The following is an 18,500-nucleotide window of genomic DNA, read 5'->3' as shown; positions in this document are numbered from 1 at the left end:
CGATAGCGTAATGCAAAGAAAGTAGCGAACAATGCTGTTCGCAAAATTCTAGATACTCAACATATCCAGGAAGTCGATTGTTGACTCATCACGTTTTTTGATTTTACTACCGATTTTCTCTGCCGATTCTCGCTTCTTAAGCGCCTTTTGTGCTTTCTCAGCCTCAACACACTCTTTAAGTACAACCAAACGCTCTGTATGTCGAATAACATAACGTTGAACAGCCACCTCATCCACTGGAGCACCCACCTTCTCATTAAGAGGAACCGGAATGAATACCTTGTTTTTATAAGGCATCACTGCTCGTTTCGATGTGTTTTTAATTGATTCAATCACTTTACCGCCGCCCAGCTCGTCACCTTTAGCCAATTGTATGTCTGTGTGAATAGTTTTAGTACGACCAAACATAGTGTGATTAACCACTATTTCTAAGGCGATCATTTCAGCATAATGGTCTGGGTAATTCATAGCTGCTCGCATCAGGTCATTGGCACTTCCCATAACGCAGAACTTACAACTTAAACGTTGGTTGCCTGTATTGCCTCCACACGCTCTATCACCATATACAGGATGGGGTTGTTTACCTGCTCCTAAAATAGTCTGGTACACTTCAGCTTCTTCCAGATGAAAGCAAGGCATCCAATCGAACACTACGCGCTTACCTGAGTTGAGTGTAAGTTGTTCATTCACCCATAAAGGGTTTTTCATCGCTCTTTTCGCACTTTCTTCAGCTCGCAAGCCAGATACATTGAAGCCATGTGTATAACCATGTTCCTTCATGTAGCGCTTAATAAACGAATAGATGGGTGATGTTTTTAAGTCCGATGTACACTGGCGAAACTTGGGTGATGGAAACATCCCACGCAAAAGGACCATATCAACAAAGTCTTTACGCTCATTCCTGACGATATGCAGTGGGTGTTCAATATTTTCTTTAATGTGTTCAACCACCCCATCATGCTCTACAGAGCCTAACGTTGCATGCACAACAACGATGCGCTCCTTCGGCACTAATCGCAACAAGTACTCATACATTGCGGCACTGTCTTTTCCCGCGCTGTGAGAGCAGAAGAATACACTCTTGGGATTTTTCGCGTGATGCATAATAATAGCTTCACGCTCAGCAACCATTTTATCTGTTAGCTTTTCAGAACCATTAATATCAAATAAGTCTTTGTTACACATCGCGTTACCCTCGCCTTGAACATGTAACTAAGGTATCAACACACCATATTGAGGCAGTAAAAGAGCGCTTTTCCTTTTTCTATACATTACGTTATCGAGCGATAGCGAGGGGTGCCAAGGGGAGGGTGCTGGCTTTAGCGTTTTACATCAAAACACTAAAGCCGGAAGGTGGTGGCTATTCTAAAATCATAGCCAGCTTTGCTTTATCCAGAGAAACAAGTGAATTATTGTATTAAACCAAGTCGCTTAGCTTTATTGATCACATCGCGATAAGAGGTAGGATGCTCCAATCGATAAATAAACCGAGCTCTAGCAAATCCAGTTAAAACTTTTTGGCCTGACTGTACTTGCTTAAGCTGCTCCTCCAAGTCCTTACGGACACCGAAATCCAACCAATCCAACATTTTGGCCGCACTTATCATCCCGCTATGCGCTGATTTAGTACAGCGCACTTGAACGTTGTTACCTCTCATTTGCTCACGCGCATTACCTCTAGCTGCGCCCCATTGCTCTTTTGTTAATTCATACGGGAAATCCACATCTATATTCATGCCACCCCCTCATTATATGATTCAGCAAGAGAATCGACTATCAAGCTAAACCCTCGCCATGATTTATAGTTTGCTTCGACTTCTTTCAGACTGGGGAAAACTTTAGGCACAGCAAACCCATTACGATACGCCTTTACTGATGCATTCATTACGGTCATTTCCCACTCGCCATTTTCGAGCCTCTTTAGTGTAAACTCATTACCTCTGACCTTTTGTGTAAATGTAATAGGGGAATGCATTACGATGGCATTCAACATGCTACCTCCTTATGAGTGCTAGCGAACATAATTCACTAGCACTGTTCTTTTACGCAGCCTGTTTATCATCTACCAAACTAAGACCATTACGCTCCAACACCTGGTTGAGTAGTGTGCTTAAAGTATCTTCAGGCACCTTTAGTGTTTCTAATTTTTTCTGCCCGAACCGTGAAGCTTCTAAAAGCAAAGTCTTAACACCAGTAAATGCGCTGTATGATTTAGATTTAAAGTTACCTTCATGTGATACTTTGTATGGGCATATGCTTACATAGTATCCTCTCGCCTCAACCTCATAATTGAAGTAATTAATACCACCTTTAGCGAAGTACAATTCCACTTCAATTACATTAACGTCAGGATTACCAAAAACAGGTATCTCTTTAATTAGCTTTCTACGTGCACCCATAAAACTTTCCTCATCAGTAGTTGTGTTTTAATCTTTGATGTCATTAAGGTAGCAAGAGGGGAGGGCGGTGCAGAGAAAGAGCCGAGCACCTTTCCTTATTCGAAATAATTAAATTACTAAGTGATAACGTGTAAGTGAGAGTGAAAACCTTATAAATAGGCTTTCCCATGAGAGAAATTAAGTGATTGCAAAGCTTCTAGCTTCACATTTTCATCGTCCTTCCTGAAAAAGAAATCTTTCCCATACGGGTCGTAACTTACGATAGGTACATCCACGCCAAACGGAGCAGCTGTTATTGATGAAAGCACCCCTTGCGCATAAGCATGAACATTTTTACGCCCCTCACGGCGCACGCGAGCCTGTCCTGCTGCACTTACAATAAATGTAACATCAGATAAGGATAGCTCTTCAAGGTGTCCAACAACCTTATTCTTATACTCACCTTTCACGGCAAGGATAGACCATTTACCGTTATTTAAATTACGATAAACTCTTACTTTGTCACCCATTGAAAACGTGCGCCCTTTAAATCCTTTAATCATCATGCAACCTATGTCTCTTAACTAAACTGTAGAATAAGTATATTTTTTACTAGGCTTTTAACAGTATAAGTCGCTACTACAGTAATCCATTGAACTTGAGCCTGAAGGGAATACACGATTCCTAAATCTCACTGTCCAACGTTGGACACATATGTTTGAGGTTATATAAGACTGAATTTATAGGATGCAATTCAAGTGTCCAACGTTGGACATGCAAATTCTGAGCGAAAACAGCTTATTATCGCCTTTACAAATTAACAGAAGTGGAATATATTCTCATGCATGTAGATAATTTAACTTTCAGTGAAAAAGCTACACATACACCAAGCGGTAGCTTGCTTCTTTAACACTTAATAATAATAGGAATATTATGGGTTCTGAACTGGATTTAATCAAAACAGCAAGGCTAGCGAAAGCGAAGCTTAATCAGCTATCAACCGGCGTAGAAGAAGAAAAGTTTATTGCGGGGGTTGGTGGCTTTGACCAACGCTATACAAAAGCAAGTGTGCACAAAGTTTTTCCTGACCTGACAAGAGCTGTTGTAGATAACACAGTTGCTGCAATGGAAGCTGATGGTTATTCATTCCAACGCAGAGGTAAAGTATCAAAAGATAATGCTTTAGCTAGTTACGCGCTATCAATTGAAGACGTAATTAAAATTTACGAGTATCGCAATGCAGAGAAGTTTCGAGACAGAGGCTATGATGCTGTAGTGACATTTCTAGCAAACCTCAAAGGGGGGGCATCAAAAACAGTCAGTGGTGTATCTCTTGCTCAAGGCCTCAGAACAGCTCCCGACCTAGTACCTTATGATCTCCGTATACTGGTAATTGATTTAGATCCGCAAGGTTCTGCCACCATGTTTATGAATCATAAGCTTGCTTTAGAGCGTGTAGACACAACAACGGCACAAGCAATGATGAACCAATTAACCAGAGAAGAAATTCTTGATGAATTTGTTTTCGACACCACAGTGCCAGGCGTTAAACTCATGCCTGCATCCATGGAAGATGCGTTTATTGCTGCAGAATGGGCCGCATGCTGTAAACAGGCTGAAATTCCTGACAATCAAATTTTTACAGCCTTATACGACCGCGTTATTAGCAAAATAAAGAAAGACTTTGATTTCATATTTGTTGATACAGGACCGCATATAGATCCATTTCTTTTAAACTCACTGTCAGCAGCAGATATCTGGTTAACACCAACACCTCCTGATCCAGTGGATTTAGACTCGACGTTAAAGTTTTTAAACAGATTGCCATCTCTCGACAAGATGATTAAAAAAAGCGGTGGTAACATCCGAACACTAGCTCACGCAGGTTTCATGACTAAGTTTCAGCAGAACAAGCGCGATAACAAGGACGCTAGAAAACACATTAAAGCCGTTTTACCAGCTATGCTCGACAAAAGCCTACCTAAATCAGACGTATTTAGCCGCTGCGGTGAGACATACGACACAGTTGTTACTATGCAGCCACGAAACTATGCTGGTGGGGCAGAAACACTTGTAAAAGCGAAACAAGCGGTAAATGACTTAGCCGTATCATTTTTTGAATATGCAGAAAGTATTATAGAGGAACAATAAGCCATGGTACGTAAAGTAATTAGACCATCTGCAGACGATGACTTATTAATTGAAGACGAAGGTGTTGTCATCACAGGGCCTGTGACAGGTAAAAACTACACATTTAAGATGGTTACGATACCAAGTAAAGACATAAAAGCTTGTAGCAAAGTATCTGAATATAATGGGCGTAGTACTCGCCACTTGAGCCTTGCGAGTGTGTCCGACATTTATCCAGAGATTAAAAGGGACAAAAGGAACCAACATCCTATTAAAGCATACGGTTCAAAGCATGCTTTTAATGTCATCGAGGGAACTCGCCGTACTCATGCTGTGAGCCTGTTAGATGATGGTACGCTTTATATGCTTTTAACACCCAGTATGGATGAAGAAGACATTAAAGCGCTATCGCAGTCGTCAGACAAATACAGCAAGCCTACAACGTTTGATTTAGCGTTTAAAATTAAAGAACTCAATCTTGATGAGCAATCTATCCGCTCTATCGCTGCTGAGCTAGATTGCTCAAAAGGAACGGCTGAAAACGCAAAAAAAATATTGTCTCTTGGAGAGTCTATATTCGATTTATTTCCAGCTCTGAAATTTATAGACCTTCGTTTTGTTTTAAATCTAGTAAATATACGCAATGAAGATCCAAATCAGTTTGATAAGAGCATTGCGGAGCTAGATGGCTTCAAGCAATTTCTAACTGAGTCTGAACTGAAGCAATACGATGATAACGATGTATTAGATGAATCAGTGTATGTAAAAGCATCAAGCGCTATGAAATCGCTTATTTTAGCAAAAGTCACAGCACCTAAAACCGCGCCTGCTTTACCTAAAGAGTATGAGTCAATCAAGCAACAAGATGGAGTCAAAGCGAAGATGAATAACAAAGGGCAATTGGTGCTAACGATTGATGAAAGCGTGTTGAATAATAAAGGTTCCGATTTAGTTAAGTTGTTATCATCGTAACTAGCAATCGATATCTACATTCAATTAAACATAACATTGCAACAAATTAAAAAATGGCCGAAAGGCCATTTTTTAATTATTTAGAAACTCAAATCTCTCAATTAATACACCGTCAATCCTCATTTTCCTTCGACCTTTAGGGTCGTATTCTGTGTATTTTTTTGTTTTCCTATGAACACCACCAAGTTCAACTTTTTTGCCACCAGCCATATGTGCGACCACTGAATATTTGTACTTAATCTGCGATGTAATTAATGTTAACTCTTTAAACTCATCATTATCTTTAACTCCCAGAATTGAAGCTACGCGCTTAAATTTGGAATTATGATTTTGTTGAACACCAACGATTAAATGACATATCTCATGCCTCAGCGTATTTGAAAGCAGCTCGATTGCTGATGTGTTTAAAAATAAAGAGTTTATTGATATCTCACCTGATGAATTTGCCAACCCTAAATATCGCTTATGTTGGAACATGTTTGCAGTCAGCAAAGGCTCATGAGCCCACGGCCCTGAAAATAACTTCTTAGCAGCGATAATTTCTTCATTTAGAAGAGCGTTTATTTTCTCTTTTGTGATCATGATATTTCTCTTAAACATTGAATGTTAAGCTTGGGCCAAACCACCGAGCTTAATGAATGTGTTTAAGATACTCCGTATAGATAGGGCTGCAGTGAAAGTGCATCAGATATAGCAGGGGAGGGGACGGAACCACAACCAATTTAATTTAACAAAAATTAATTTAAATGTTGTTTTTTGAAATTTAAAAAAAGAAAATAATTTATGAGAAATATCTTTTTTTGTTAAATATATATGAGATGTAAAAACCGATGATAGAGCAAATCACGCCAACAAAACTAGAAATCAACTTACATGGTGTTATTACCAGTTTAACCTATTTAGGAATTAATAATTGGCAACTATCATTTGGTAAAAAGACAATAAAAAACATTAGATTAGGTAAGTACAAAGCTCTGCACTACTCTTCATTTGAAAAACTTGAACAAGAGCACCCGCATTGGAAGGGAGCGAACATGCTATTTAATGTAGCAGAAAATGAACATTTGAAGGTTATGCATTAAAAAAGGTGACAATATAATTTTATATTGTCACCTTATAGTTGGGAAATTGTGTTGAAGGGTTGTTATTCAATCGCTGAAAAAACGGGGTAGGGCGCTAAGATAAGAGACACTAACTCTTCCAGTGAACCTGCAACTATCAACTCAGATTTGGCTACATGCAAATCTCCACCGTTGTAATCAATTTCTAATGGTTCAGACGGGGTTGAGTATTGTTCACTCAAACGATTTAAATTTGCTTTTAATGATCCTTTCTTAACGAAAAATGTAACCCCATCAATCTGTGCGAAAGCAGGGAAGCTACTAATAACTTCACCAACCAGCTCATCCACTGAATAAGCTCTGATAATACTGCTCTCCTTAACGTAATAATCAACATCACCGTAATCGAGCATTAAGGGCTCATTTTCCGTCGAATACTTAGCTGTAAGCCTGCTGAGGTTTTCTTTTAAAGAACCTTGTTTCACCAAAAAAGTGAATATCTCGGTGCCTGCCACTTTTCCATCAATAGTCTCAGTTAAAAGCTGCTTATCCTTGGATAATAGCTGCAGCTCTTGCTCAGTTACTGCTACGCCACCTGCAGGCATAACAGTATCTATCACTGTTATATCACTTTGGCCTTTCAAGTATTGAACTTGCTCTTTAGATACAGTGATTGAACCGTCTTTATTGACAAGATAATCTTGTCCACCAACATTAAGCGTTTTACTTTGAGTAAGTGAGCAACCGACAAGTAGCGTGCAGCATGTAAAACTTAATATATTGAGTATTCTCACTTTAGCCCTTTTTCTTAAATCGTTTTGACCGTTTATAATTGATGCAAAGTAAACATTCATCTAAAAGGTGAATATTTAGCAAAAAATATTACAGTTCTTATCTTACGGAATAGGGACTCTGGTTCCATTAATGTCATAGAATTGGACCAAGCTTAAATCAGAGTCAGTTATAAATTGGCTCATCTCGTTTTCAAAAGTAAGGTTAAGTTCTCTTTCTGCTCTTGTAACAGCAACATAATACAACCTTCTTTCATCTTCTAAGTGGGCCATAGAATCATTCTTGGCGTGTATAATGGATTCTTTCTCTATGAGCGGGATGTTTTCATGTGTTACATCAATAATCCACACAGAATCCCATTCAAGGCCTTTTGATGCGTGCATGGTTGCTATTGTGATCACTTCTCTATTTATTTCTGCAGTGTCATTTTTGATTTGCTGGTGGATTTTATCTAATGCTTCTACACGGTTTTTAAATGTTCTTCCTGACAGTCTCTTGGTAACAAAGTCAGAAAATGAGCGAACGCGCTTAGAAGCGAATTTTGTCATTCTATACTCAATTGCTGTGATGATTGCTTTTTGTGTTTTAAACACATTTTCGTCATCTGCATTCTTTCGCCAGGTTTGCATATTATTTAAAATTGTATTGGTTGATGTAGACAAACCTTGTTTGTTAAGCTCAGAAATATCGAGTTGAGATGGTTTGAAAAGTTTACGTTGAGAAAAATACCGCTCAAGAAAAACGAGGTTTTTTTCACTTTCGCCCTGCCATGCAAATACGTCGATTAAATTTGTCACATCTTTATCTAAAATGACACTTATCAACAGTTTTGCATACGCTAAAACATTGTAGTCAGATAAAAGTCCACCTTTTGCATTTAATCTTTGATATGCAATACCTTCATTACCAAACGCAACTTCAATATCATTCGCTTGCTGATTTGTCCGGCAAAGAATCGCCGTGTTTTTAGCGCCAGAAGCTAACTTTGCTGTAACTGACTCTATAATGCCATTTTGCTCGTAAATATTGATAACACCAGCCTTTGCTGCATCAAAAGCATTAAACTCCTTGTGAACGCGGTGCTTATTTTTGGTTATGATCGATTCAGCATACTTTAATATTTTAGGTGCACAGCGAAAACATGTATCAAGAGTGTATTCATCAGCATTAAAATCTTTTTTTAAGTTTAAAAAATTGTCATACCCTAAGCTACCAGTGAACCTGTAGAGGCTCTGATCATCATCTCCAATACCAATGATTTTAGAAGTCCCGATTACTCCATGTAATTTGAGCCATTGATATTGTAATTGGCCGGTGTCTTGGTATTCGTCAATAATGATGTAGTCGTATGCATAAGGTCGTATTTGTCCTTCTTCCATTTTAGAAATTAATAGCTTTGCCAATGATTTTAAATCGAAAGACTGAGGGTGGGTGTTTGAAATAATTTTTCTGTATAAATCTAATACAGCTTTATGACTTTCATTTTCGAACTGAATTAACTTCGGAAACGATAAATAATAATCTAAAATTTCCATGACTTCTTCGACTGTGAAATCATTAATCTCGTTCACAATGCGCAGTACAACAAAGAAGTAACTCCCCCCAATAAGTAGTTTGTAGGGCGCTTGTATATACTTGAAGTAAGCTTTTGCCATAGCCACCATTGCAGAGTCAATCGTAGAAACTTTTACCCGTTTCATCTGGCTTTCAGTTAACTTCTGCGATAGCCGCTTATTCATCTCAGCTGCTGCTGTTCGCGTGAACGTAATATTCAAAATGGAGCAGTTTACGTTGTCATTAAGTAAGTTTAAACACAGCTCGGTGTTTACATACGTTTTTCCGCTGCCAGGTAATGCACAAACACCGCTATGGTTAGATTTAATTTGTGAAACGGCTTTTTGTTTTGGTAGTAACATGTATGCTCAGGCGTAATTTTTTCTTGAATATTACAACCTGTTCAAAATTAAACCGTAAAAAAGTGAATATTTACGAAAATAATGGAGTTAGGTTAAAAGGGGTATTATTCTAATAGCGAAAGAAGTCGAGCCTCTAGCTCGGATATAGACATCGATGAAGAGAAATCCAAAAAAGCCATATGGCGTTTCATTGATTCATTTAACTCTAAAAATTCTATAACAGATTTAGCGCTAATAAGCTTTTCTTCAACACACCTATCAGAAATCCAAGATAAATATAATTCAAGAGTTCTACTTGTTAATGTAGAACTTAAAGGCATTGTGAGTTCTGATTCTTGTAAGCTTTCAATTGCTTTTTTAGGCCAAGCACCAAACCGCTTACCTTTAGCTAACTTTTTAAACTCTTCCTCAAAGGCGTTTATTTGGTCTTCAGATATAGAGGATAAGGCGCTCGCTCTAAAGTCTTTGTTATATTTCTTTAGAGCTTTAAGAAGGATCTTTGCTTTTTTCTTTTTAGAAGCAATGACTTTTTCAAGTTCAGCTTTATTGTTTGTATTTTCAGTTGTCACTATTTCGTGACTTATCAGGAATTTATCGCATAACGCTTTAATCTTTTCTACGCTTGGGTTCGAGTAAATTTTATAGGCGTAGTTGTAAATTTTACTGTTAGTTTTGTTTAAAGCGCCATCTAACCAAAGTTGGTTAACAGCTGTTGCTATTGAAAAAATTTGATAGGTTAGGTTTGTTCCAGCACCGTGCTTAATTGTTAAGTTAGTTATTATTTCTGATATATAGCTTTCAACCATTCTGAAATTTCTAAGCACGTTGGCCAGAACAGCATTTGGGTATCTAGGTGATTCACCTTTTGTTACATCAAGCCAGAAATTAATAAGCATTGAATTTAATTCGTCAGGGTCTAACGGAGAATTATCAGAAGATGTTAAAGTGTGTGATGTTTGTTTTAAAGCGTGTTTACTAGAAATAACAAACTGTACATGTGTTACTTTACGACCTTGGCGCTTATGCAAAATGGCGTCAATTTCAAAACCAACGTATGGGTTTTCATTAATTAGTTTCTTTGCGGCTATCAATGCATCTCTATTGAAAGATTTGAATATTGTTTCACCATTTTCATCTAAGTAATACTTTTCCAAATTCATGAATTTTTTAAGTTCATTTATCTCGATGAAATTAGTTTGCCCAACACTGACATAGGGTGTACATAACAAAATCAAATTCTTCGCTTGCTCGCCCCCACGACCTTTCAATGATGTAAAAATTTTCAGCTCTATTAGAAAGCGCTCTTTTGTTTTTGTATCTTTGAGAATATCGAGCAATTCTTTAACAAATCTATATTTTAAACTTACTACATTGTTTCTTTTATCAACCGTAATTTCAGATGGGCCAAGAAGTTGAAAGGACTTTTTTTTGAATTGCTGAACTTGTGGAAGATATTCACTACATTTAATTATCGTAGATTGAAGCTCAATGATGAACGTTTCTAAGCGATTGAATGAAATGCGAGTATCTAAAGTTTGCCAAATTTTATTTAAAGAGATCATCTGATCTGCCTCACCACAATCTTTAATGTTTACATCTGTGATTAAGCAAGCCCAAATTTTGAAAGCTGATAGTGAAGTTTTTTGGTGCATTGATAATATTTCACGAGGTGCCATAAACGAATCTGCTGACGGTTCAGCCAAACTGTCTTGTAACAAATCGTGATCTTTCTTATTAAAACCCAAAACTTATCTGCTTTCTTAAATAAAAATATCACTTGATCCTACACATAGAAATTAGTTGATCAACTAAAAAGTGAATATTTTAAAATTAAAGAAAAACCTGAAAAAATAGACCTTTAAGAAATAAGATCTTAGATCTTAGATCTCTTTAAGATCTTAAGATCGCACTTTAGATGCTGTTTACCAAAAGAAAAAATTCAATTTTATAGGTTTAAGGTGTGTCGATTTCCACTAAAATAGCCAAAAATCATGGTTTAAGGTGTGTCAAAATCCAAAAGGTGTGTGAATTCCCACTCTTAAACCATGTTTTTTAGTGGGAATTCACACACCTTTCACTGGAAAACGACACACTTTTGGAAAAAGTTATCCACAGAAAACCTTAAAGTGAGTGAACTCCCACTCAAAAGTGTGTCAATTCCCACTCCTTTTGCTCTTTATTTATTCAAAGGTGTGTCGTTTCCCACAAAAATAACTTAAATTCTCTTAAAATCTATTTTTTTTGCTTCTCAAATTGATTACTTTTTAAAATCTTTAAAAACTGTAATTTTGAAAAAATAGTGGGAATCCACACACCTTTAAAAAGTTTTTGAAGGTTTATTGATATTGATGTTTGAAAGTTACTTGTCTTATTAAAGTAATTGATGCGGCCCTCAGTTGCCAAATTCTAAGTGAACAAGGAGTGCTACTGTCAGGGTCTTTTATTGAAGAGATATGCAAAGTTGCTACCTTAGTTTTTCAAACACTAAAGGCATCATGTTATGACATTAGAGCGATTCATTGAACATCAAAAAAAGGCGATTTCAGCAAACTTCAAAATCCGTAATGTATCGGTGGCATCTCCAGCGAGAATGAAATTAATAAAAGAGCAACGAAGAAGTACCGTCCGTCGCTATATTTACCAGCTAAGACTGGCTACTAACCCTAAAACAGCTGAATTAGTAGCAAATCAAGTCAAACACAAAATAGGTTAATAGGAGTAAGAATAATGAACACAAAACCAAACATTGAACAATTGACAGAGATTGTAGAAGTATTACAGGATACGCAAAAACAGATTGCTCCAATGGCTGCAAAAAGCTTAATTGATGCAATCAAAAACGATAATGTTGAAAATGACTTGTTACAACTCACAGGCATTCTCCATGGCCGAGGCCTGAAGGCTGAGGATTTAATATTAGCCATACAGAGTGAGTTAACAAATTAAATTATTATTTAAGCAAATAATGATTGTGATCGGATTTAACGATTGTCATTATGATAAATTATAGTGCTCGATGATGTATGTTCTACTCGAAAATTTATTAGGGATTTTATTGTATCAATTTTTCAACAAGAAATAAGCAAGATAAAAGGAGATAACATGAAGGCATACTTTTTGACATTAGCGGTTTTATTTTTGTTGGGTGGCTTCCTTGTTCTAGTTAAGTTAATTTCAAATCACTTCCGCAATAAGCAGATAATTAGCCCTGAGCGAATGCGCAATAGAGAGCTCGCAGAAGCAATTGTTGGCAAGAAAATCGATTGGAATAACTAACAAGGGATTAAAATATGTTTATAACAGGTGATCTTATAGATGCTGAAAAGTCATTTGTAGATGAAGGGGACTATGTAACATTTAAGCATGCCGTTTTGACAAAGTATAATGGTGCTGCTGAAACCTACAGCAAAGACCGTACAAATAAGAAAAAGGAAAACGAAGTGATTGCTTATGCTGATTTCTACATCAGAGTAATTACAGAGAACCTAGATAAGCTTAATATAGAACAACAACACGAAGCTAAACACACCTGTGAGTCAATGCAAACTAGTAAAAAATACATTCGTTTTTAGCAAGCAGCATTGAGTGAAGAATAGCTAGGTGGGGAATCCTTATGATTAAACACAGATATTTTAAATTGATAGTAAAGAGTACTAGAGCATTTGCGGTTACCTTTTTTGCGTTGTTTTTAGTTACGGTTTTAATGGCCGAGTATTTTAAAGCTGTTAACAATTCAACAGGTACCATAATTACTTTAGTAATATGGTTTGTAGCAACTTTATTACTTATAGCATCTCGTCATAGAATTAAAAATAAGTAAGCTGAGCGTATTAACACATCAACGCAGTTTAGTTTAGAACCCAAGCAATGAGTGAAGGATTAAATAAATGACTCCCAATATAAAGAGTTTTATTGCAAAAAACATCACCAATAAAATTGTTGAAGCTTACCATGTAACAGAAAATGATCATCCAATTAAGAGGATGTCTGAGTCGGTTGGTGTTAAATATCGATTTGACGATGGCACAATACAAACAATTTCAAAAGTAGATGCTAAAAGCGCCCCTAAATTCACTCCTATCTGGAAATTGGACTAATAAAGTGTCAGTAAACAACTCATCTCTAAAAGCAATAGCAATATGCAGCTTATTCCTTACCGCATCTATGGTTTTATATGGGGAATTTTCAGATGATTATATAGAAGTGAATGGGCATAACTATGAATCAATATTATTGCAACTTGAACGGTATGATGACGCTCACTTGTTGGGTTTAGCAAGTAAAAGTATGCAAAACGGAGAATTTTCTCGTTCTGAGTCTTTGGAGTTCTTTAGTTATGCTATAAAGGCGCATTCGCCTATTGAAATGGCGCCTGTCTATAGAAATACAAAATCTCAAGATACCTATCCACTCGATATTAGTAAAACAAAATTACTTAACTTCATTGATAAGCAGGAACCAGGACCCGAAGGGGAAGCAGATTACATTGAAAACGAGTGATCTTGAAGAAGTCACTAAACCAGAAAAACGAGTAGGCACGATTTTTACTCATACTTAGGCCCTCAAAAAAAATATTTTACTAAATCATAGTTGAAAAATGGATCTCACTACAAAGGAAGAAGAGTATAATCCAGATCATAGCCCATCATCCATTCACAGAAATTCGGATTGAGGCCACCTTCATCTACGCCAAGGGACATAATAGAACCTACTAACCCACCTAGTTTACCAGGTCTTGTTAAACGGCTTTTACAGGTAAAATTATTATTACCATCTTTAGCTATTAAGGTGGAATACAACCCCGCATACTGACTGTTGGTTGGATTAAGTAACGTGTCTCTACACTTAGATTCATAAAGATAACTACCTTTCAAGCAACCCGCATCCGCCATTTTTAGAAAGCCGTACTTGTTTTTACTGTTGCTAAGGTTCGAAATTTCAGTTTTTTTGTAAGCATCATCGAGCGCTATAATTTCCAACTTTGATATAGTCTCACTTTCTGCATCAAGTAAGACGTTAAAAATAGCTTCTGCAATATCAGGGATGATTGCATTACCGAGAGAGTTGATACGCTTAGTTCTGTATTTAATTGAACGTGGTAACTTAACGGTTGCAAAGTCTTTGACCCATAATTCATCTTCATGGGGGAGGGGAAGTTTGAACTCACCAGGATTTACAGTGTACTGCTTCATTGAATTGAATATATCAATACCTAGCATACCTACTTTAGTTGATGGTAAGTAAGCGACAAGAAAAGTGCGGTGTCTATAATGTGGATAGCCAAAAGCAGTGGCAGACACAGTCCCCCACTGTGCTTCATAACCTAAATTTTCTAGTTTCTCTAAAATCCTATCTAAACCTCTATTGACAAGGTTTTTCGCATTCTCAAATACACAGTATTTAGGTTCAAGGGCTGAAACTATTCTTAGTTGCTCTTCAACTAACGAAGATGACTCACCTTCAATACCAGCGTTAGAACCAGTTAAATTGGCTTGTGAGACATTTTGACAGGGAAAGCCCCCCGTGATGATGTCAGGGTACTCCATAACACCCTCGTAAAAATCTTCAATACATAACGAGCTAAAGCCATATTTCTCAGCGGGCACAAAGTCCTCACGTTCTATCAGGGCGTTGTATGGATGGCTTTGCTCTGGTACGCAGACATTTTTAACATCGCCAGCGTTTTCGAGCTCAAGTTTCTGATCTATTAACTTGCAATTGAAGGTATCTATTTCAGATGTGAAGATTGTGTTTATACCTACACGATCACCCGCAACAACAAAACCGCCCAATCCTGTATATAAATCTAATTTATTCATTGATAGTACTCCGAAGAATTATGTAACCAAGATACATAATCTTTAAGAGCCCATCCCAATTAGTAACTTTCACATGTTACAAATGGACGACTTTGAGAAGATAATCTGAATCAATTTCAGGTTCTTAGATAAAACCCCAGATCCTCATTCAAAGGAACCCAACCAAGCTCAAGTAATTTTTCATTATCGATAACCATTTCATTCATCAAATCCGATAAGCCAGCTGTTACATTTAAAGAACCGTCAGTTGTGAAAATCAATGGTAAAGAGCCGTGAAATTTACTCCATGAAGCAGAACCTTCAAACTTAACCCCGACTTGTGGAATGGATGGTGCAGGTTTGATGCGTTTAATTTCCGTGGATACAGGTAGGCATTCTAAATGTGCTTTAAGTTCGGTTAATATCATCTGCCACTGGCTAGTGCTGTATTTCAGTACCGGAGGCTTATCAAAGTTATAAGCAATTATACGAAGAGCTGAATCGATTGAATGTTTGTCATAGCGTTGCTTTCTCGTCCATTTCATATGCAGCATACGCGCTTTGCTATTAAACATTTTTAATTCTCTAAAAATCTGGTTCGGGTTTTTCATCGGATGTGCTTCAAACATTAACGGATTGAGTTTGACTTGTGGTCCTGAACTCAAGTGCACCTCTTTTGGCTTATTGTGCTTATCCAAAAATGATTTCAGAGAACGTTTATTATCATTTATCAATGAAACAATAGCGCTAATTTCATCTACAGGCCCTTCTTGATTTAACGCAAAGTAACCAGGGTAAATAGATGTCTCTTTACTATTATCCGGTGCTAAACATTCAAAATCAGAAAATACTTTACAGGCAGGAGGCAGAGATGTCATTTGTTCAACAACTCTCGCGCCACGCTTTTTTTCCACTTTATACACACAGTAATTATCAACCACACCGTCTTTCATTAGAGCGGCGGTAAGTAATGCGATGCTTGACTCAATGTTGCTGTATAAACAGTCTAATTCCAACCTCAAAGATAAATCCATACTAGCCTTCCTTAATCTTTTAGAGCACTAAAGCCAAGTGGCGTGAGAAGATTAGGAGTGTCAAATCGTGCTTTGTTGTTGAACTCCCAATTTGATATCGCATCTATTCCACGTTGATAGGTAGTTGTTTTGTCATCCAGATTGTTTTTCTCACTAATTTGAAGTGCTTCAGTCAGTATTTCAATCATGTAACTTAAATCTTTCACGAAGTCGACGTAATGCACATCTTTCATTGCTCCCTGAACACTGACATTTAATTTGAAACCAACCTGACAATAACCTTTACGCTCACACTTATTATCGAATACGAACCAGACCACTTTATTTAGTAATTTATTTTCAATAAACTTAACAGTGTTGTACATGTCTGAAATAGGTTGTTGCTGCGATTTAGATTTATTAACTAACACTTTTCAAAATACCTTTCGATTGAGTTACACGAAATAACTCTACTGCTATTACAAGAGTTGTAGTAAAACAAAGAGTTGCGAATTTTAATATAGCAAATCGATTGAAAAGTGAATTTACTCGCTCTTTTTTCTAACGCACATGCTCCAGAGGCGATATTGTATGCACTAAACAAAAGCAATCGTGAAACGCTGCCTACCGGTTGAAGAGAGCTATAACCGAGAACATCAATGAAACCATTGTACTGCTGATACCACCCATCGGCTATGTGAAGAGGGGGATTGCCAGCGCTCCCATTTTTATCTAGGCGTGTGAATTTATCACCGACATTAAGCACATCCCCTCCATTCATAACAAAAGGTTCTTCGTTACTCACGAATTGCGCATTCGTTTCGAGCAACAGGCACGTATCTAAAGTACACAAATTGTACTCATTTTGATTTAAAATCTGTTTCATAATTAACCAAAATCTATGACCGGACATACAATCTAGCACTTATGAGAATGCACCGCAGTAAAAGTGCCACCACATTCTTATGAAGAATTAGCAAGAATGAAAAAAGTTTTTTGTTATTAAGAAAAGATCTATGTATGTAACATAGCTTTATTTCCTGACCTGGATCTTTATAGGGGTACTATTCCAATATCACCCCTGCTAGTAAGGGGTTCTCATTTTTAAGCACAAAAATTCAACCATGTTGGAATTTGGTGTAACCCTCCCCCTTTACAATAACAAGCAATAAAGTATATTTAACCAATTAAGAGCGGTTTTTTAGTGAGTATTTGATTTGAAAAGAACGGAGTTTAAGGCTGAATACGAAAAACGTGGTTGGACTCCTATGTCACTGGCTGAGCGCTGGGGGTGTAGTAAAACACGAATTCATCAAATGGCAGTAGAGGTGGAGCAAGGCCACAAAAAGGCGCAAGCCTACATCGACATGTTGCATGGTTTACCACACGTTATAAATAGTTAAATATATTTAATACAGCGCTTGACGGTTAAATATATTTAACCGATACTAGTTGTAAGGTAAGCAATTGGAATATCAGCGAGGGGCTTTGTAATGGGTAAAAGCACTACATACGATCAGCTTTCTGATGAAGCGAAAGAAACGTTAAAAGTTATGGTTGAATATTGTATCAATCATAACTTATGTATGGGAATGGACGAAGGTTTTGCTCAGTTTGGAAGTGATGAACAAGATGAAGTAAAGCACCATTTCAGGCAGGAGCTTGAAGCCTTTTGTGGTTTTGAAAACTAAAAATAACCATTGGAATATAGGAATATTAGGTATGTTGTCAGATATTAAGTTTACAAAAGTTAGTGGTAAATGGGCTGTTACTAGAAAAGGTGATCTTAAAGATGGTTACAAACCATTCGAGTTCAATGCTGCTTCAAACGATGTAAATATAATGTCTGATTTCAAAACTAAAAAAGCAGCTATTGAATGGGTTGAATCAAACTTTTCTCTGGATGCCATTCAAATTCAAACAGGTATTACAAAAATTGTTTGGGCTAGAAACTGGAAAGAAGCTGTTGAGGTTTCAAAATTTCATCACGCATATTTATCAACATAATTGGAATAACAGTCATGAAGCTGACGCAAAAGAAAAAAGCTGAAATATTTGATTGGATTAGCTGTGAGCTAGATAAAGGAAAAATCGAGATACTTTTTAAGAGCGATGATTCTGGTGATTTAGACTTTGATTCTTGCTCTAGTGTATCTGACTTATTGATAGAGTTTGAAACTAAAAAACTTTAATTGGAATACGAGGAGAATATCATGGCTCAAGCTATTACAGGAGTTGCTCAGCTGTTTAGTGTTTTAGGCTTCATCCTTTTTATGATGGGGCTTGTTGGACACTCAATGGGGCAGTATGAAGAAGCAGCTTCTGGCTTTATCAAAGCAGGTGGCTTATCATTTTTAGTAGCGATTTTCTTTGCATGTGCAGGTTTAGTAGCTGCATATGCGAAAAGTAAGGTATCTAATGGAAAATGACAGGTCTTTGC

The 18,500-nt window shown here is 37.0% G+C and carries 26 protein-coding genes; 14 read left to right on the top strand and 12 right to left on the bottom strand.

The window, feature by feature from the left end:
- Positions 1–48: 48 nt before the first annotated feature.
- From EVU92_RS21230 to EVU92_RS21210, 5 genes are all read right to left on the bottom strand, one after another.
- Positions 49–1,185: a phosphoadenosine phosphosulfate reductase family protein gene (locus tag EVU92_RS21230; protein ID WP_130053171.1), complete on the bottom strand. Its 1,137-nt coding sequence runs from the start codon at positions 1,183–1,185 to the stop codon at positions 49–51.
- A 224-nt stretch (positions 1,186–1,409) separates the two neighbouring features.
- The gene (locus EVU92_RS21225; protein WP_130053170.1) at positions 1,410–1,736 is read right to left on the bottom strand and encodes a hypothetical protein; all 327 of its coding nucleotides are present in this window, start codon (positions 1,734–1,736) and stop codon (positions 1,410–1,412) included.
- A complete protein-coding gene (locus EVU92_RS21220; RefSeq protein ID WP_130053169.1) occupies positions 1,733–1,993 on the bottom strand; it encodes a hypothetical protein in 261 nt (86 codons plus the stop codon). The genes EVU92_RS21225 and EVU92_RS21220 overlap by 4 nt, the downstream gene beginning before the upstream one ends.
- A 49-nt stretch (positions 1,994–2,042) precedes the next feature.
- Entirely contained in the window at positions 2,043–2,399 is a 357-nt protein-coding gene (locus EVU92_RS21215; RefSeq protein WP_130053168.1) for a hypothetical protein, read from the bottom strand.
- Between the two features lie 149 nt (positions 2,400–2,548).
- Positions 2,549–2,944, bottom strand: a complete 396-nt coding sequence (locus EVU92_RS21210; protein ID WP_130053167.1) for a hypothetical protein — start codon at positions 2,942–2,944, stop codon at positions 2,549–2,551.
- A 367-nt stretch (positions 2,945–3,311) separates the two neighbouring features.
- On the opposite strand from EVU92_RS21210, the gene EVU92_RS21205 reads away from it, so the two are divergent.
- Both EVU92_RS21205 and EVU92_RS21200 read left to right on the top strand, forming a co-directional pair.
- A complete protein-coding gene (locus EVU92_RS21205) occupies positions 3,312–4,529 on the top strand; it encodes an AAA family ATPase (protein WP_130053166.1) in 1,218 nt (405 codons plus the stop codon).
- Between the two features lie 3 nt (positions 4,530–4,532).
- Positions 4,533–5,480, top strand: a complete 948-nt coding sequence (locus EVU92_RS21200; RefSeq protein WP_130053165.1) for a hypothetical protein — start codon at positions 4,533–4,535, stop codon at positions 5,478–5,480.
- Between the two features lie 72 nt (positions 5,481–5,552).
- Here EVU92_RS21200 and EVU92_RS21195 read toward each other — a convergent pair whose 3' ends face one another.
- Positions 5,553–6,062, bottom strand: coding sequence for a SprT-like domain-containing protein (locus EVU92_RS21195; protein WP_168990060.1), 510 nt, complete (start codon positions 6,060–6,062; stop codon positions 5,553–5,555).
- Between the two features lie 248 nt (positions 6,063–6,310).
- On the opposite strand from EVU92_RS21195, the gene EVU92_RS21190 reads away from it, so the two are divergent.
- A complete protein-coding gene (locus EVU92_RS21190; RefSeq protein WP_130053163.1) occupies positions 6,311–6,562 on the top strand; it encodes a hypothetical protein in 252 nt (83 codons plus the stop codon).
- A 62-nt stretch (positions 6,563–6,624) separates the two neighbouring features.
- On the opposite strand, the gene EVU92_RS21185 is transcribed toward EVU92_RS21190, so the two are convergent.
- The 3 genes from EVU92_RS21185 to EVU92_RS21175 all read right to left on the bottom strand — a co-directional run bounded on the left by EVU92_RS21185 (position 6,625) and on the right by EVU92_RS21175 (position 10,994).
- A complete protein-coding gene (locus tag EVU92_RS21185; RefSeq protein WP_130053162.1) occupies positions 6,625–7,395 on the bottom strand; it encodes a hypothetical protein in 771 nt (256 codons plus the stop codon).
- Between the two features lie 42 nt (positions 7,396–7,437).
- Positions 7,438–9,249, bottom strand: coding sequence for an ATP-dependent helicase (locus tag EVU92_RS21180; RefSeq protein ID WP_130053161.1), 1,812 nt, complete (start codon positions 9,247–9,249; stop codon positions 7,438–7,440).
- A gap of 104 nt (positions 9,250–9,353) precedes the next feature.
- Positions 9,354–10,994 carry a replication initiation protein gene (locus EVU92_RS21175; protein WP_130053160.1) on the bottom strand — a complete coding sequence of 547 codons (1,641 nt, stop codon included), beginning with the start codon at positions 10,992–10,994 and terminating at the stop codon, positions 9,354–9,356.
- A 755-nt stretch (positions 10,995–11,749) separates the two neighbouring features.
- On the opposite strand from EVU92_RS21175, the gene EVU92_RS21170 reads away from it, so the two are divergent.
- The 6 genes from EVU92_RS21170 to EVU92_RS21150 all read left to right on the top strand — a co-directional run bounded on the left by EVU92_RS21170 (position 11,750) and on the right by EVU92_RS21150 (position 13,749).
- Entirely contained in the window at positions 11,750–11,962 is a 213-nt protein-coding gene (locus EVU92_RS21170; protein ID WP_130053159.1) for a hypothetical protein, read from the top strand.
- Positions 11,963–11,976: 14 nt separating this feature from the next.
- The gene (locus tag EVU92_RS21165; RefSeq protein WP_130053158.1) at positions 11,977–12,195 is read left to right on the top strand and encodes a hypothetical protein; all 219 of its coding nucleotides are present in this window, start codon (positions 11,977–11,979) and stop codon (positions 12,193–12,195) included.
- A gap of 156 nt (positions 12,196–12,351) precedes the next feature.
- The gene (locus EVU92_RS21675) at positions 12,352–12,525 is read left to right on the top strand and encodes a hypothetical protein (protein ID WP_168990059.1); all 174 of its coding nucleotides are present in this window, start codon (positions 12,352–12,354) and stop codon (positions 12,523–12,525) included.
- Positions 12,526–12,539: 14 nt separating this feature from the next.
- Complete coding sequence (locus EVU92_RS21160) at positions 12,540–12,821, top strand: hypothetical protein (RefSeq protein ID WP_130053157.1); 282 nt, start codon at positions 12,540–12,542, stop codon at positions 12,819–12,821.
- A gap of 315 nt (positions 12,822–13,136) precedes the next feature.
- The gene (locus tag EVU92_RS21155) at positions 13,137–13,346 is read left to right on the top strand and encodes a hypothetical protein (protein WP_130053156.1); all 210 of its coding nucleotides are present in this window, start codon (positions 13,137–13,139) and stop codon (positions 13,344–13,346) included.
- A gap of 4 nt (positions 13,347–13,350) precedes the next feature.
- Positions 13,351–13,749, top strand: coding sequence for a hypothetical protein (locus tag EVU92_RS21150; protein ID WP_130053155.1), 399 nt, complete (start codon positions 13,351–13,353; stop codon positions 13,747–13,749).
- Positions 13,750–13,856: 107 nt separating this feature from the next.
- Here the strand turns inward: EVU92_RS21150 and EVU92_RS21145 are convergent, their stop codons facing one another.
- From EVU92_RS21145 to EVU92_RS21135, 3 genes are all read right to left on the bottom strand, one after another.
- Positions 13,857–15,068: a DNA cytosine methyltransferase gene (locus EVU92_RS21145; protein ID WP_130053154.1), complete on the bottom strand. Its 1,212-nt coding sequence runs from the start codon at positions 15,066–15,068 to the stop codon at positions 13,857–13,859.
- Between the two features lie 116 nt (positions 15,069–15,184).
- On the bottom strand, positions 15,185–16,081 hold the full coding sequence (locus EVU92_RS21140; protein WP_130053153.1) for a DNA replication terminus site-binding protein: 897 nt from the start codon (positions 16,079–16,081) through the stop codon (positions 15,185–15,187).
- A gap of 11 nt (positions 16,082–16,092) precedes the next feature.
- Positions 16,093–16,491 (bottom strand): hypothetical protein, encoded by a 399-nt coding sequence (locus EVU92_RS21135; protein WP_130053152.1) that lies wholly within the window; start codon positions 16,489–16,491, stop codon positions 16,093–16,095.
- 786 nt (positions 16,492–17,277) lie between these two features.
- On the opposite strand from EVU92_RS21135, the gene EVU92_RS21130 reads away from it, so the two are divergent.
- The 5 genes from EVU92_RS21130 to EVU92_RS21115 all read left to right on the top strand — a co-directional run bounded on the left by EVU92_RS21130 (position 17,278) and on the right by EVU92_RS21115 (position 18,489).
- Complete coding sequence (locus tag EVU92_RS21130) at positions 17,278–17,463, top strand: hypothetical protein (protein ID WP_130053151.1); 186 nt, start codon at positions 17,278–17,280, stop codon at positions 17,461–17,463.
- Positions 17,464–17,553: 90 nt separating this feature from the next.
- Positions 17,554–17,751 carry a hypothetical protein gene (locus EVU92_RS21125; protein WP_130053150.1) on the top strand — a complete coding sequence of 66 codons (198 nt, stop codon included), beginning with the start codon at positions 17,554–17,556 and terminating at the stop codon, positions 17,749–17,751.
- Complete coding sequence (locus EVU92_RS21120; protein WP_168990058.1) at positions 17,723–18,067, top strand: hypothetical protein; 345 nt, start codon at positions 17,723–17,725, stop codon at positions 18,065–18,067. Before EVU92_RS21125 ends, EVU92_RS21120 begins: the two co-directional genes overlap by 29 nt.
- A gap of 14 nt (positions 18,068–18,081) precedes the next feature.
- Positions 18,082–18,252, top strand: a complete 171-nt coding sequence (locus EVU92_RS21670; protein ID WP_168990057.1) for a hypothetical protein — start codon at positions 18,082–18,084, stop codon at positions 18,250–18,252.
- 21 nt (positions 18,253–18,273) lie between these two features.
- Positions 18,274–18,489 carry a hypothetical protein gene (locus EVU92_RS21115; RefSeq protein ID WP_130053148.1) on the top strand — a complete coding sequence of 72 codons (216 nt, stop codon included), beginning with the start codon at positions 18,274–18,276 and terminating at the stop codon, positions 18,487–18,489.
- The last annotated feature ends 11 nt before the right edge of the window (positions 18,490–18,500 follow it).

The sequence above is a fragment of the Pseudoalteromonas sp. MEBiC 03485 genome, assembly GCF_004195145.1.
In the GTDB taxonomy this organism is placed as follows: domain Bacteria; phylum Pseudomonadota; class Gammaproteobacteria; order Enterobacterales; family Alteromonadaceae; genus Pseudoalteromonas; species Pseudoalteromonas apostichopi.
Note: the sequence above shows the minus strand (reverse complement) of the source record. Positions and strands in the feature narration are given on the sequence as shown.